Annotated in this window: 13 protein-coding genes, 2 tRNA genes and 1 riboswitch; of the genes, 5 read left to right on the forward strand and 10 right to left on the reverse strand. The window is 39.9% G+C overall.

Features of this window, described 5'->3' with window-relative positions:
- Positions 1-13 precede the first annotated feature (13 nt).
- Positions 14-748: an SIS domain-containing protein gene (locus PH210_RS25930; protein ID WP_289989256.1), complete on the forward strand. Its 735-nt coding sequence runs from the start codon at positions 14-16 to the stop codon at positions 746-748.
- 175 nt (positions 749-923) lie between these two features.
- Here PH210_RS25930 and PH210_RS25935 read toward each other — a convergent pair whose 3' ends face one another.
- The 3 genes from PH210_RS25935 to PH210_RS25945 form a co-directional block, all read right to left on the reverse strand.
- Positions 924-3,953: an efflux RND transporter permease subunit gene (locus PH210_RS25935; protein WP_289989257.1), complete on the reverse strand. Its 3,030-nt coding sequence runs from the start codon at positions 3,951-3,953 to the stop codon at positions 924-926.
- A 364-nt stretch (positions 3,954-4,317) separates the two neighbouring features.
- Positions 4,318-5,133 carry a 5'-methylthioadenosine/S-adenosylhomocysteine nucleosidase gene (locus PH210_RS25940; protein ID WP_289989273.1) on the reverse strand — a complete coding sequence of 272 codons (816 nt, stop codon included), beginning with the start codon at positions 5,131-5,133 and terminating at the stop codon, positions 4,318-4,320.
- Between the two features lie 168 nt (positions 5,134-5,301).
- Positions 5,302-5,405: riboswitch (purine riboswitch) on the reverse strand.
- A gap of 127 nt (positions 5,406-5,532) precedes the next feature.
- The gene (locus tag PH210_RS25945; protein ID WP_289989258.1) at positions 5,533-7,050 is read right to left on the reverse strand and encodes a M1 family metallopeptidase; all 1,518 of its coding nucleotides are present in this window, start codon (positions 7,048-7,050) and stop codon (positions 5,533-5,535) included.
- A gap of 406 nt (positions 7,051-7,456) precedes the next feature.
- Here PH210_RS25945 and PH210_RS25950 point away from each other — a divergent pair, with 406 nt between their 5' ends.
- From PH210_RS25950 to PH210_RS25965, 4 genes are all read left to right on the forward strand, one after another.
- On the forward strand, positions 7,457-7,624 hold the full coding sequence (locus tag PH210_RS25950) for a hypothetical protein (protein ID WP_289989259.1): 168 nt from the start codon (positions 7,457-7,459) through the stop codon (positions 7,622-7,624).
- Positions 7,625-7,725: 101 nt separating this feature from the next.
- Positions 7,726-8,238 carry a hypothetical protein gene (locus PH210_RS25955; RefSeq protein WP_289989260.1) on the forward strand — a complete coding sequence of 171 codons (513 nt, stop codon included), beginning with the start codon at positions 7,726-7,728 and terminating at the stop codon, positions 8,236-8,238.
- Between the two features lie 300 nt (positions 8,239-8,538).
- Entirely contained in the window at positions 8,539-9,066 is a 528-nt protein-coding gene (locus PH210_RS25960; protein ID WP_289989261.1) for an NUDIX hydrolase, read from the forward strand.
- Positions 9,067-9,471: 405 nt separating this feature from the next.
- Positions 9,472-10,062, forward strand: a complete 591-nt coding sequence (locus tag PH210_RS25965) for a MerR family transcriptional regulator (protein WP_289989262.1) — start codon at positions 9,472-9,474, stop codon at positions 10,060-10,062.
- A gap of 112 nt (positions 10,063-10,174) precedes the next feature.
- Here the strand turns inward: PH210_RS25965 and PH210_RS25970 are convergent, their stop codons facing one another.
- The 7 genes from PH210_RS25970 to PH210_RS26000 form a co-directional block, all read right to left on the reverse strand.
- On the reverse strand, positions 10,175-10,870 hold the full coding sequence (locus PH210_RS25970; protein ID WP_289989263.1) for a glycosyltransferase family 2 protein: 696 nt from the start codon (positions 10,868-10,870) through the stop codon (positions 10,175-10,177).
- A gap of 26 nt (positions 10,871-10,896) precedes the next feature.
- The gene (locus PH210_RS25975; RefSeq protein WP_289989264.1) at positions 10,897-12,699 is read right to left on the reverse strand and encodes a glycosyltransferase; all 1,803 of its coding nucleotides are present in this window, start codon (positions 12,697-12,699) and stop codon (positions 10,897-10,899) included.
- Between the two features lie 235 nt (positions 12,700-12,934).
- Entirely contained in the window at positions 12,935-13,225 is a 291-nt protein-coding gene (locus PH210_RS25980) for a hypothetical protein (RefSeq protein WP_289989265.1), read from the reverse strand.
- Positions 13,226-13,317: 92 nt separating this feature from the next.
- Positions 13,318-13,668 (reverse strand): hypothetical protein, encoded by a 351-nt coding sequence (locus tag PH210_RS25985; RefSeq protein ID WP_289989266.1) that lies wholly within the window; start codon positions 13,666-13,668, stop codon positions 13,318-13,320.
- Positions 13,669-13,812: 144 nt separating this feature from the next.
- Positions 13,813-14,295, reverse strand: a complete 483-nt coding sequence (locus tag PH210_RS25990; protein WP_289989267.1) for a hypothetical protein — start codon at positions 14,293-14,295, stop codon at positions 13,813-13,815.
- Positions 14,296-14,576: 281 nt separating this feature from the next.
- Positions 14,577-14,652, reverse strand: a tRNA-Val gene (locus PH210_RS25995).
- Between the two features lie 39 nt (positions 14,653-14,691).
- Positions 14,692-14,766, reverse strand: a tRNA-Glu gene (locus PH210_RS26000).
- Positions 14,767-14,872 lie beyond the last annotated feature (106 nt).

Below are 14,872 nucleotides of genomic sequence, written 5' to 3' on the forward strand. Positions count from 1 at the left end.
AGGAGCTGATGAAATGCTTTCACAATATTTTGCAAAAGCAAAGGAAAAAATCGAGCAAGTGGAGATAAGTGAAAAGGAAAATCTCAAGAAAGCGGCTGAAAAAGTAGCAGAGGCCATTCAAAATGGCGGGATCGTTCAGCTATTTGGCTGCGGTCACTCACACATCTTAACAGAAGAAGTTTTCTACCGCGCCGGCGGCCTTGTCCCAATCAAGCCCATCCTTGTGGAACCGTTAATGCTGCACGAAGGAGCCCTTCGTTCCTCCCAGCTCGAAAGACAGAATGACCTTGCCGAAGAATTTTTGACGGAACAGGATTTCCGCCCTGAGGATGTGGTTTTCGTTTTATCCACATCGGGTCGTAACCCTGTCCCGGTAGATGTTGCCCAAGAAGCACAAAAAAGAGGAACCTTTGTGATCGGAATCACGTCAAAGGAATATTCACAAAGCCAGCCATCTAGGCATAAAAGCGGCCGACATCTCTACAATTCCGTGGACTTAGTCATCGATAACCATGCTCCTAAAGGCGATGCAGCCTTATCGTATGAAAAGGTCGCCGTTCCCTTTGCTCCGACTTCAACCGTTGTTGGTGCTGTCATCCTAAATGCGATTTTCGCCGAAGCGATTAAAATAATGGCCGACAATGGCAATGAACCGCCTATCTTCTTAAGCGGCAATATCGATGGATCAGATGAACATAATAATAGGCTGGTAGAGCAATATCGAAGCAGAATTCCACTATTATCATAAAGTTGGTTTTGTCTATTTTTAAAGGCACATTGTCTATTTTTTATGGGTGTTTGTCCATTTTTCATGGCCCTTTGTCTATTTTTTTAGGGGTTTGTCTAATTTTTTAGTGGGTTTGTCTATTTATACATAAAATGGAAAAAACCAAGGGTCCCCCCCTTGGTTTTTTTAAATCGCCTTATGCCGTTTCCTTCTCCACAATCCTCTGACTGCCTTTTCTAAAAAATTTCCCCTTAATAGACTTCATAATATAATAAGTCGTAGGCACAATCACCAAGGTTAACAGCGTAGAAGTCAACAACCCGGAGATCACCACAATCGCCAGTGATCTCGAAATCAATCCGCCATCACTCGACAGCGCCAATGGCAACAACGCCCCAATGGTCGCTAGTGCCGTCATCAGAATCGGACGAAGACGTGTTTTTCCTGCTTCCAGCAAAGCAGCTTTTAGCTCCATGCCCTTCTTCTCATTCTGCTTCACACGCTCCATCAAAACAATCGCGTTCGTGACCACAATTCCAATTAACATCAAGAACCCAACCAAAGCTGGCATTCCAAGTGCTTGATTAGTCAAATACAATCCCAGCAGTCCGCCAGAGAACAAGAATGGTAACGAAGACAGAATGGCCACCGGCATTAACATATTTCCAAACGCCACCAGCATCACGATAAACACAAGCACAACGGCAACGGCCATCGCAATCGTCATATTCGTGAAGCCTTCATTCATTGCCTGCGCCTGACCTTCAGAATGGTACGAAACTCCTTTTGGCAGATCCAAGGTTTTCAATCGCTTATCTACCTCTGCCTGCACACCGGAAGAATTGTCCGTCGTAATCCGGCCTGTAACTTCGACATATTGCTGCTGATTTAAGCGGTATAACGCAGAAGGACTCGGCACTTTTTCCAGTGTTGCCACTTCCGAAAGGCTTACCTGCTTCCCCAGTGGATTGGTCAATTTTTGACTCATAATCTCATCGATCGAATCCGCAGACTGGCCCGCCAAAGACAATTGAACATTCGTTGTTTTCCCATCCACTTGCATGTCGCCCACACGATCCCCGGCGATGAGCTCTCGCACGAAACCAGCAACCATGATTGGGCTCAATCCTTTTTCCGCCGCTTTGTGATCATCAATCTCTAAATGAAGCTGTTCCTTCACGCTAGAAAGATTGGATTCCACATTTTCCAACCCATCGATACCCTTAATTTTTTCGGTAATCATTTTTCCGGCCGTTTCTAAATCTTTGGCATTTCCGCCCTCGACGATTAACGCTAGCCCGCTTGTTCCCGCAATCCCCACTGGTGTAAGCGCCACTTGCATATCAGCGTCCAGTTTCTCAACATTTGCTCTTACTCTTTTTTCAAAATTAACGGTTTGCTCTTTCGTAACATCTTTCTTCAAATCAATCGAAAAACGAATATGTTCCCCATTTACAACCGTTTGCAAATGATTGATATCCTTTTCGCTTCCTAAAATATCTTCTACCTTAACCGCAACCGCATTCGCTTTATCCAATGTTGTCCCATCAGGTAAATCTCCTGTTAACCGATAGGAAAGGGCTTTTTCCTGCGGTAAAAAGTTCTTCGGAATCATTGGAACTAATGCGAGTGAACCGGCAAACATCACCAATGCCGTAACCACCGTAACAGCCCGCTTATTTAACACCCATGACAGCACATTTTTATAAGCTTTTTCAAAAATGTTTTCCTTGACTTCTTTATGTTTAATCTTCAGCAAAAATAACTTAGCCAATAACGGCACGACCGTTAACGATACAATCAACGAAAACGCGAGCGCTACGATGACCGTAATGCCAAACGGAGCAAAGAATCGCCCAATGATCCCTGGAACAAACGACAGCGGTCCGAAAACAGCGATGGTTGTAAGGGTCGAAGAGGTAATTGCACCTCCTACTTCTTTAGCTGCCGTCAGAACCATCCGTTCATCCCGTTTCTGGCTCGATAACGTCCGGCGGTACACATTTTCAATAACCACAATCGAATCATCGATAACGCGTCCCACTGCCACAGCAATTCCGGCAAGCGTCATCATGTTTAAGCTATAGTCTAAATATTTCATCGTGATCATGGAAGCCAAAATCGATAACGGGATCGAAAGAACGGCGACAATCGTTGCTCTTATATTGCGAAGGAATAGGAACGTGACAATCACAGCAAATAAGGTACCGAGCAATACTTCCCGCAGCATTCCATCGACAGATGTTTTAACTTCTTTTGAGGTATCATATAATTTTGTTAATTTGTAGCCCGTCGGTAGATCAAGTTCATCCAGCTTTTCCTTTGCCTGATTCACCACTTCGACGGTATTGGAGCCTGGCTGTGCTTTCATTTCTACTAGAACGGCCGGCTTTTCGTTTAATCGAGTGTAAACTGTTTCCTTTTTATTGCTGTAAGAAACGGTGGCGATATCTGATAAACTCACGTTTTGAACGCCAGTTGGCCCTTGCGCCAAAATTTGAATTTCTTCAACATCCTTTACTGAATTCAACTTGAAATCAGCTTGAACATTTAAGGTTTTATCGTCCACATTGACCTGCCCGGCTGGAAATGAGAAATGGTGCGCTAAAAACGTTTGCTTAACCGTTTCATACGGAATCCCGAAGCTCTTCATCTTTTCAGGATCCAGCTTAACCGCCACTTCCTTTTGGGTCTCACCCGAAATATCGATGGCACCTGCTCCATCAATTCCGGTTAATGCCGGCTTGATTCGTTCATTAATATATTGTGTCAGATCAGATTGATTGGCGGTTTCCGATGAAAGCGCAAATTGAAATACGGGTGCGGCAGAAGGACCGTCTTTTAATATTTGGGGTTTTTCAGCCCCTTCTGGCAGATTGATTGTCGCGACCGCCGTGGTGACATCCTTTTCCGCTTCCTCCATATCCTTGCTCATCTCAAATTCGAGAATCCCCACAACCACATTGCTGTGCGCTTCTATATACAAATTATCCAGTTTCTTAATTCCCGAAAGCGTTGTTTCCAATGGCTTCCCTATATCTTCTAATCCTTGTTCCGGAGTTGCGCCGATATACGGAACCTGGACAACAATATATGGGATGTCAACGTTCGGCATCGACTCCATCTTCATCGTTTTGACGGAATAAATGCCGCCTGCAATCACCATTAACATGGCGATAAAAATAACCCCTGCATTCTTTAAAGAAAACTTAATCCAAGACTGCATAACTTCTCTCCCCTTATGTTTATTTTCCATCCCCTCATGGACTGGTTTGATTTTCCTTTTTCATTATAGGGTTTCCAACCGGCCATCAACCTCGGGCGGCTGTTGTAAAATGGTCTGCGACTTGAGACCTAGAAGACCCTGGCTTTTTGGGATTTCTTCTTCACAGTGGACTTTGGACATTTTTTGAAGCACATTGGACATTTTTTACAGAGTTTTGGACATTTTTGTTTGCAGATTGGACAATTTTTGGAGCTCTTTGGACATTTTTATAGCCTTTTTGGACAATTAAACAAAAAATGGAAAAATCAAGACACAAAAAAACAACCCCGCCAGTTCCAAGGCGGGGTTGTCACTCAAAACACAATTATTTACTTTCAATCGTATCAATATATTTTTTGACTACTTCATAAACGTATTCCTGATTAGCTGCTGCCGTATTTGGGTTGTATTGGCCGCCATTGGTTTTATTGTTCGAAAGCACGCGGATACCGAGGAATGGCACATTATATGCCTGAGCAATTTGTGCCGCTGCCGCACCTTCCATCTCTTCTACAGAGGTACCATAGTTATCATGGAACCATTTGATTCGATCCACTTCATTATTCCAAACATCTGCTGAACCAATTGTTCCTTCAACTACTTTGCCTTTCGTGTACTTATCTTTCACAGCATTCGCAGCCGCCAGTAAATCCTTATCTCCCTCATAATAACGGATCTTTTCTGCATTCGGGTCAGACCCGCTTCCTTCAGAAGCCATTAAGTCCATCGGGATCCATTGACTTGGATCCATTCCTACTCCTTCATTCTTCGCTTCTGTTTTTAATGAACCGATGTTGGTCACTCTTTTTCCTAAAACAATATCAAAAACGTTTAAGCTTGGATCATGTCCGCCAGAAGTACCTTGGTTGATGATGGCGATCGGGTTATATTTTTCAATCGCCACGGCCGTAGCAGCCGCAGTATTTTCCATCCCCTTACCGGTTTTCACTACGATTACAGGATAATTATTCAGTTTTCCTTTATAAAAAACAAACGTTCCGGATTTCTCTACCTTCACTTTTTCTAATTTTTTCGCAAAGTTTTCCGCTTCAATCGGCATCGGGCCTTGAATGATAATCGGCCTTCCTGCACCCTCTACTACGGTTTCATTTTTGGATTTGAATCCAGCAAATACAGCCAGTAACAACACAACAACCGTAGCAAATACAGTATATTTCTTCAAAAAAAGCTCCCCCTTGTTAATAGACTCGAAACTGGATCCAATGAAAAAGGTCTAGAAAAGTAGATAAATTTCTACCATCTAGACCTACGAAAGTTAAAGTATTAGACCTTAAAAAAGCCGAACGATCCGCCCAATACTTTAACTCGTAGTCTAGTTCTTTCAATGGGAACCAGGTAGAGACGCTCAGACCATATTACCGAGCATATACGAGTCACGTTATTTATGATTATTACTTTGTTAATATAACAAGTTAGTAATATTTTTTCAACAAAAATACGAATATTAATATAAAATAACTACAAAATGTTCGTATTTAGAGGGATTTTCATTAAGAAAACAAGTCAATATACCTATACATTAAAACGAAATCCAATCTCCCAGCGCTTTCGGGTCTTTTATTTTAAAATAGGCTCTGGTAAAGCGCAGCCATTCATTAGCGTCCACTTCTTTATACGCATATATACGATAATAATTTTTCAAGTAATCCAATGCGCGGTCGGCGTTATTGCCTGAAAGTGCCCATAATTTTAAGCTCGGAATTTCATATACAGATGCACTGTAGGTTAGCATATTCTCCGGTTCAAATTCCTTGAGCGAATAATTGGAAGGAACAATCTTTCCCTTGTCTTTGGCCATTTTAATATGGTCATCCGCTGCTGCAAACGCGTCGGCAGGAGCTTGTTTTTCATTTTTTATGAAAAATAAATACGTCGCAAAATTAGTGGTGCCTTCATCAATCCAAGGTGTATAGGACGGATTGCTGCTGACTGTCCCATAGAACCATTGATGGGCCATTTCATGGACGACGGCAAACTCGTTTGTGTTCCCTTGTGCCACCGTGACAATCCCCGGGTACTCCATTCCCGATTCATCCATGATAATATCCAGCTGTTTATGAGGATACTTCCCAATGTTGGCATTAAAGAATTGGAGAGCTTTCTTGGCCAATTCCAAGTATTCGGCTTCATAAGCTTCGTCCTGTCGATTACTAAAGACGCGGATCTCCGTTCCATCCACAACGGCGGATTTCATTGGCATTCCTTTTACAATCGCCATATACACTTCCTTCATATTGCTTCCAGTGATGGTGCCCTTTGTCGCCAACTCCTTCGGGTCATCGTCCGCCGAGCTCACGATGGTATATTCTTCTGGAATATCATATTGAATTGTAAAATCACTAAAATCGGTGTGATAAGATTCCCCGTGCAGCGAAAAATCCGCTTTATCCCATCCGGAGCGATACGTCGAAACAAGCGGGTACCATTCCGCTAAATAATATTTGCCCATTACCTGTGAAAAACGGGCCCCGTTCTCCGGCAGTTTAAAACTGTAGGTGACCGTTACTGGCACATTTTCCTTTGGTTTAAGAGATTCATTTAATAATATTTGCAGCGTGTCTTTTTCAAGATTGTATTGTGCAGTCTTGCCTGCCACTTGAATCCCCCAAATATGTACTTCCGCAGCGCTTTGGAGATGTACCGGCTTGTTTTTTTCGGTAAAATAATTTGGGATAAAATGAAAAACGAGATCCTCCCAGTTATCCGCTGATAAATTTTCTACTTGGATATTGGCCGTTACCTGAAACAGTCCATCCTTCTCAGCCTTTACCTTTAAATCATATTTTGCCTTATTTTCATTCGGTCGAGCATTGGGCTTGAATGTCGCAAGCGATTCCAACGGAAGACTTGGATCCATTTTAACCGGTGTGGAGTGCTTGAAAGCCACCTTTTCCTCCACAGGCAGCTGTTCCTTTTGTACCACTTTTTGCGGTTCCGCCTTTTTTCCCTTGGTCTTCTCAGCCTGATTCCCATTCACTTGACTTTCACATCCGCTAAGCACCACCAATAAAGCCATAACCCATATAAAATACTTCATATTAGCCCCCCTTTTTTTTAAATAGACGGAGGATTTAGTTACTTTGATACAGTTTTTGGAAAAATATCTGTTTGTCTATTTTTGGAGGCACTTTGTCTATTTTTTAGGGGCCTTTGTCTATTTTTGAAGGCACTTTGTCTATTTTTTTACTGGTTTTGTCTTTATTTTTCATGTGTTTGTTTTTTTAGACAAAATATGGTAAAGACTACTCCATTTGGTCCGTTGAACCCATCTAAATTAACAACATTTACATCGTTTTTAATCTCTTAAACTTAGGAAATGTGACAAAAATATAAACATTCTTTCTAGATTACTTTTAATTCCCATTTTCTGTGATATATGTCACATTGAAATAACTTAAAATCCCTTAAAACCAACTTAAGTTATTACAAAAGGGGGAAATAAAATGTTTGTTTCTTGGTTGATCGTAATCAGTACATTTTTAATTTGCCTATATGCAACAGTCATTATCATCAATGGCCTTAAAGAAAAAGAACAACAGGAATTAGCAGAATTGCACACTCAACTTAACATAGCGATTAATAATACAGAAATAATGAAACAAGCAGTCTAGATATTCAAAACAGCTTCCCTTGGAAGCTGTTTTTTTATTGGAGGTGCTATTTTAGAATAATCACTGCTTGGATGCTGAATAATAGGGTTAGAGGTGATCATGTGACAAAAACAATCATTCTCATTAGCTGTTTGTTCGTGTCCTTCAGCATCCCTTCATTACATGCCCATGCCGATTTTCCAAGATTAACGGCTGAATGCAAAGAGATGGCGAAGCTCCGAGATGACCAATTTACAACGCTCGTAATGAAGGATATTATATCGGGCTTCAACCTGGATATTGACGACAGCAGCTATATAGAGATAACTGACAGGGATTTGGACGCGGCGAACCTTATCTACGGCGGCAAGGAAAATGATGACTATTATAACTCGTTAAAACAGCACTTTATTGTGGCATCACGCGGAAAGCCCAGATTATTTGTGAGACCCAAGGAATTATATCTTCTTTACAAAGAACCTGATAATACCAACGTAATGGTCCATTTCAAACTTCAGGACTCCAGATGGGATGTCATCGAACGAAAAAAGATGAGCGGCAAGGAAATTCCTTATAAACTTCTTGACTGTGAAATAGAGTACCTTAATAAGAAAAAAGATTATTACGCGGATTAAAAGAAGCGCTGTTGGGAATCGGGCAGCGCTTCTTTATGTGCCTTCTAAGCTAAACCCGCCTGATGATTTTCAATTAATATCCAGTAAATGTAGTTATTTTCGAAAATTAGGTAGTAAGTTTCTGAAAACATGTTATAAGTTCCCTAAAATATATAGTAAGTGCCTGAAAATACGTCATAAGTGGCCTGAAATATGTAGTAAATAAATAAAGGATGAGAATCTTGCTTCTCGCTCTCTCTTTTCCATAGATACCTATTCGCGGTAAAATAGAAATTATGTTGAAATGGAAAGGTGATTAATATGACTTGGAAAATTAACAGCTCAATAAATGCAAAAATAGACCGCTTCGAGGTGATTTTAGATAAGGTCAGTCTCCCAAACGGCGATGAAAAGACTTTTTCCTATTTAGATTTTGCTAAAGGAGTTTGCGTTCTGCCCATTACTGAGAACAACGAAATTCTTTGTCTAAAGCAATATCGCCATGCGATAAAAAGCTGGGAGTGGGAGCTGCCTGCCGGGATGATTGAGCAGGAAAATGATTCGCCCCTGGAAACCGCCAAACGAGAACTGGAAGAAGAGACAGGCTTTATGGCTGAACATTGGCTCGATCTAGGAAGCTTCTATCCGTCCCCTGGCTCAACCAGTGAAGAGATTCATCTTTTTGCAGCAGCTGGTTTAATAGCCACCGAACAAAACCTGGAAAACAGCGAACAAATTGAATTACATAAACTATCAATGGAGGAATTGAACTCCTTGATAAAAAATGGAGAATTTAAGCACGGTGCTGGGCTGGCGGCTGTATTGCGGTATAAATTAATTGTGGATTAATAGAAGTAAACGGCGGAAATACTGAGGATTATTCAACACTGATTGGCCCATGTGGACAAGTTTGTTAATATCTCAGGCGATTTTGTCCTCATAGACAGTTCATGAGGACATGTTTGTTTATAACTCCGATAATTCTGTCCTCATAGACGGTTCATGTGGACAATCTTGTTAATAACTCAACCCGTTCTGTCCTCATAAATGGTTTATGGGGACAATTTTGTTTATAACTCAGACGATTCGATTAGATGAAGTGCGGTTTGTCCACATCTGATTTAAAAAGGAGGTAAAAGGGCGCAGCATTTCCAATACAACATGATTCAAAACTACCGATTTAGAAGCTTGGGTGAGAAATAAAAAGGAAACTCTCGGCCTCAGATAGAAGTTTTATAGCGGAGGTGTTATGGAATGACGGTTAAATATTCCCCTGCCGACGTACAGGAATTGCTTGTAGTTGACAGCAATACATTACGGAAATATGCCACTCTCTTAGAAGGGCATGGGTATCACGTACACCGTAATAATAGAGGCCACAGATGCTATTATGAGAACGATGTTATCACACTCCGCAAATTAATTGACTTCTGTAAGCAAGAGGGCATGACCCTGGAACAGGCCGCCGAAGCCGTGATGGTCTGGGTTTCTCAAGAAAGTAAAACGACAGTAGTTACGGAAGTAGTTCCGGTTGAGACTACGATTGATCAAGATAAGGAACTGGTTCCGATAGAAGGCACAAATGACAAGGATATGGAGCATGATTCCCATCATGCTGAGCTTATGGAACGTATCGAGCATTTAGAGCAAATCAACTTAGATTTGATCAAACATTTGAAGGAAAAGGCAATATTGGAAGCGAGGCAAGAAGAAAAGCTTAATGAAATCATGAAGTATGTAAAAAGAGCGGAGCAACTAGAGGTAGAACGATATAAAGTGATAGAAGAGACAAAAATGCAGATTGCCGCCACCCGCCAAAAAAAATGGTGGCAATGGTGGAAATGAGAAGGCTGTGATAGAAATGACCTCCCAAAAAAGGCTTGATCTAATGGATTGGTATTAAAGTAACTTTATCGATTATGCCAAACAATAAAAAGGCTGCCAATCGGGCAGCGAGTTAGACTCTGAGATTCATACTTTTTGATATAAAGGACTGAAAATCTTCCGTATAGGCGATTAATTCTCCCCATTCCATTAGATCTTCTTCTTGAATCTTCCACGTGTGTTTTTCTGCTTCTTGCCGAATGACGGCAAAATGATAGCGATCAGTTGAATAGATGTTATACCCCTTCTCTTTACATTGCTCTAAGAAAAAGTAATCCTCCGCTCGATTTACTTTTTCAAATTGAACATGCTGAAACACCTCTTTTTTAAACATCAGTGTGGCTCCAGCAACAGTGTCAGAGATGGAATTCTCAGCACCGGAAACATGTACTAAAGCCTTCTTGTTTTTAAAATAAATATATACGGAGTTTTTGCCGATTATAGATACATTTTCATGGTTAAAGACATCCATTGAACTTTTGATATAATCAGGGCCATAATAGTCATCGTCATCAAATTTTGCGATAATATCATATTTGGCTTTTCTGATTCCAAAATTTAAGCAATCTCCTAAAGTTGCATTTTCATGCAGCTGATAAACCTGAACATTACGATATTTCTTTGCCTTTTTAATCCACTTATCAATGTCCATCGTGTCTTTATTTAGGATCACAATCAGCTCTTTATCTTTCCAGGTTTGCTGTTGATAATTTTTGAAAACATTATCGATATTCTCTTCTCTAATAGTAGAAGTAATAATAGAAACCACCTTTTTCCCTCCCTCTGCCTAGCTTTCTATGAATTCATAACCTTTTCCAAAAAGGCAGTTAAATTAGTGAATTTTTTAAGAGTTTTGATCGAATTGATATCTTTTTGAAGCTCTTTTCTGCCCCTTGAGCTAAAGCCTGCAGCCCCCAATATATTGAGGTGACGAATATCGACTTGGAGCAAAAGGAAGATGGTTTTCAATATATGAATAAAATCTTCCTGGAATTCTTTATACTGCTCCGAATAGGATTGCACCAGAGCCTTGTACTCTTTTAAGACCTTATTCATCGTAATTAAATCGGCCAGTTGGGAAAGCTCTAATCCAAGAATGAGCACATCAATGTCATCATGCTTTGATATAAATAGCTCTAGATTATTTATGGCCTCTTTCCATCTGCTTTTTCCTACAGGATGCTCTTGATGGTAGGTGATAACATCGTTTGTGATAGTATACTGGGCACCCATTTTATATAACCGGTAACCTAATTCCCAATCTTCGTATCCGTACTGGACAAAGTCTTCATCAAACAACCCAGCTTCTTCAATAAAGTCTTTGCGGATGGAAACATTCCCTGTCAGAAAGGCCATCCATGGAAACATAAATCCTTCCAGGTTTGCGTTAAAATGTTTGGCAATCGTCTTAAACCACGAATAAGATTTAAAAACTAAATCCTTATAGGTTTTACTAGTAATATGGTTTTTCTCTATTAGCGGATACGGTTCCTCACATGGTAAAATAACTTCTCGTACCCTCTGCTTTAGCTCTTTATTATGTTTTGCTAAGGATTTGATTTTGGCAATGGTATCCGTATCAAATTCAGGAAAGATACAGGTGTAGATCTTTTTCGAATGCATAACACCTGACAAGATAACCTTGTCTTTTTCTTGGTGGTACTTAAGATGTTTTTCTACAAAATCCGGTTCTGCAATCATTTCAGCATCGAGAAAAATGAGAAGGCTGCCTCTTGCTAAATGAATGCCCAAATTCCGTACCTTCGCTCTTCCCAGATTGCTTTCATTGCGAATATATTTAAAGTGAAAAGGAGGTGAATAGTCTTTTAGCTTCTCTTCCGTTTGGTCTGTCGAAGCATCATCGATAAAGATTACTTCCATTTGAGCCGGATTGAAGGTTTGTTGTTCGAGTGAATAAAGGGTAAATAAATTTAGGGGAAATTTATTAAAAGATGGAATGATGATACTTACTTCAATAGGTTGGTTCTTTTTCTTTATTTTACTTGAGTTACTGCTTTTTTGAGAATTCTTGGTGCTGGATGGCAACGCTCTTGTCTTTGATTTTTGCAGCCAAAGACCATAAAGCCCTTTTTCATTCCCTATAAGCTGATGATTCATAGTAGACTTAAGTTGTTCTTCTGTCCGGGAATGGTCCCAAAGCCGGATCTCTTTAATCTCCCCATTAAAGAGGTGATCACCAACAATCCCCGCTGGGAAAACTTTTCTTTTAGGACTTCGTTCACCACTTTTAACAAAATTACCATTAATAAATAAATAAGGCCTTCCATCATCGTAGACGACAGCAAGATTAATGAAATCACGAATTTTTGTCTCATAGACTAACACGGCATAATGGTGAATATCCGTATGTTCTATGACGGTTATTCCATTCCGGCCAACCGATACACTAATTCCTGCTTCATCATAAGAAGCAACATGTCCTGGCCCAGTGATATAATTTTTACCTTCTGTGTTTGCAGGTTTTTCTCGTGATTGTTGGTCAATCGGCTGAACGCTTCCTGGCTTCACCCAAAACTCATACGTGAACGAATTTTTTAGTTTGGTTAGCAACCCTTCGTACATGCCATTTCTTAACATGCTGCACCACCCCATTTCCATTTATGAAATAACCAGTCCATTGGTCAAGCTTTTACAGAATATGAAGTGGATTAGCTTTTGACTAAACTAACACCTATGTATCTCCAACTTTTCTCCTGAAAGTTTATAAAGGCTGAGTGTCGAAAAATAAAAAAGAGCACTTGGATGCCCTTTTTTCCAAAAACAGAAAATTACTTTTCTACTATTCTATGTGTGTGGTAATAGAAGAAAAAGTCTAGAACCAGCTTCTTCTTCTTTGCCCGGACGTATCATGTGATGTTGTTTTATTATCAACAGATGTACTAACTGGTTTCTGATTTCTCTTACTCTTTTCAATTAACCGATCAAGTTTTTGAACGGCTCTTTCTAGCTCCAATTCTGTCAATTCTCCTTTGGCATATAAACTGCACAACATGCCATATGCGATTGCTTTCGTATCAATATCTACATGTACAGTTAAATCCACATCGGAATTTCCGCTGTTTCTAATTAAACTATTTAATTGATTTTCGCTCAGCCTTTCCAAATTCCACCCTCCTTATTTAGCATAAAAGGGATACTAGATAATAGTATCAAGTATCCCTGGCACGACTATCCTTTTAATAAAGGAGCATTATATTAGTATTTATGTTTGTCTTTGCCTTTGTCTTTATCTTTATCTTTGTCTTTGTCTTTATCTTTGTCTTTGTCTTTGTGCTTCTGCTCCTTGTGACCATCCTCAGACTCTGCATTTGCTTTTGAACGTACTTTTGCACGAGCATCACTATCTACGCAAATATCAATGGAAACACTAGAGTTTCCACTGTTCGTAACTGTAGCTGTTGCAGAGTTAGTATTTTTGTCTTTTAAACTAACCTCTGTTTCATTTTCTGCTTCATTTTCAATTTTATTTTCTAACTCAACATTGTTTTTTACTTCCTTATTGCTTTTGCTGCTTTTTTTACTAGAGCTCTTTTTTTCTTTTCCCAAGATGATGTCCCTCCTTTCGATTTTTATACTATAATTTATTCATATAACTATTAAGTGTTCGTACAAGTAGATATACGAATGCGGATTTTTGTGAAAATTTTAGTAGAAAAAAAAGGGGCCCCCAAAAATAATTTCGGAGCGCCCTTAGGATTTGCATTTTATTATTTTACGGTGGAGCGGAAGTAAGAAACTATATACTACTATATACAATGGGATTGACAGGATAAAGCTCCAACCATGGACTTTCATGTATCCTACCTTCCTCATCCCCCATTCAATTAAAGTAGAAATAATAGTAAAAATAATGACTAACATCCATTTGTTTGTTTTCGTAAAATAGTTTAAATAAATAACGGCAAGTGAAGAAGGAATTAAACTGTAGCTTAAAAACTCACCTATTCCCGTGATATCCGGATTGCCAAAATCCACGAGATCTAACATTTTTCCAAATAACGAATCAGAAATCCAAGCAAAGTAACCAATGAATCCAAAAGTAATATAAAATTCCCGCCAACCTATCTCTTTTTTAGGCATAAAAAGAGCATATAAAAGCAACAGCAACGATACCGTAATCGGCAGCCAGATTCCTTCTGCATGTAAATCCAAATTCTTCGTTATTGAACTCAAAGACATCACCTCGTATTTAGTATTTCCTAATTTAAGGTGAATATTTCTAGTTTGGGATTCAACATTGGTAAATAAGCGTTTGCTCTCATTTTCTTAAAAAAACTGTCGAAAGTATACAGGTAGGAATAATAGTGAGGTTAACTATAACATGAAAAAGGAAGAGGTATTGAGGGAACTCTGTTTAGTCTTAAAAATAAAAAAAGCTCCCCGAGTAGGGACCTGCGAATGATCAGTTAACTGCCGATAGCAATTCCAATTGAGCTTAAGCAATTTAAATTATATGGTGGAGGATGACGGGATCGAACCGCCGACCCTCTGCTTGTAAGGCAGATGCTCTCCCAGCTGAGCTAATCCTCCATATTCATGAAAGTTATTTTCGTTATCACGAAAAAACTATGGTGACCCCTACGGGATTCGAACCCGTGTTACCGCCGTGAAAGGGCGGTGTCTTAACCGCTTGACCAAGGGGCCACTTTAAAAATTCAGACAAAATAATAGCCCCAATAGGGGCTTAGCCTGGCAACGTCCTACTCTCACAGGGGCGCGTGCCCCAACTACCATCGGCGCTGAGAAGCTT

The sequence above is a fragment of the Paenibacillus sp. BSR1-1 genome, from assembly GCF_030403775.1.
Taxonomy (GTDB): Bacteria; Bacillota; Bacilli; order Bacillales; family Cytobacillaceae; genus Neobacillus.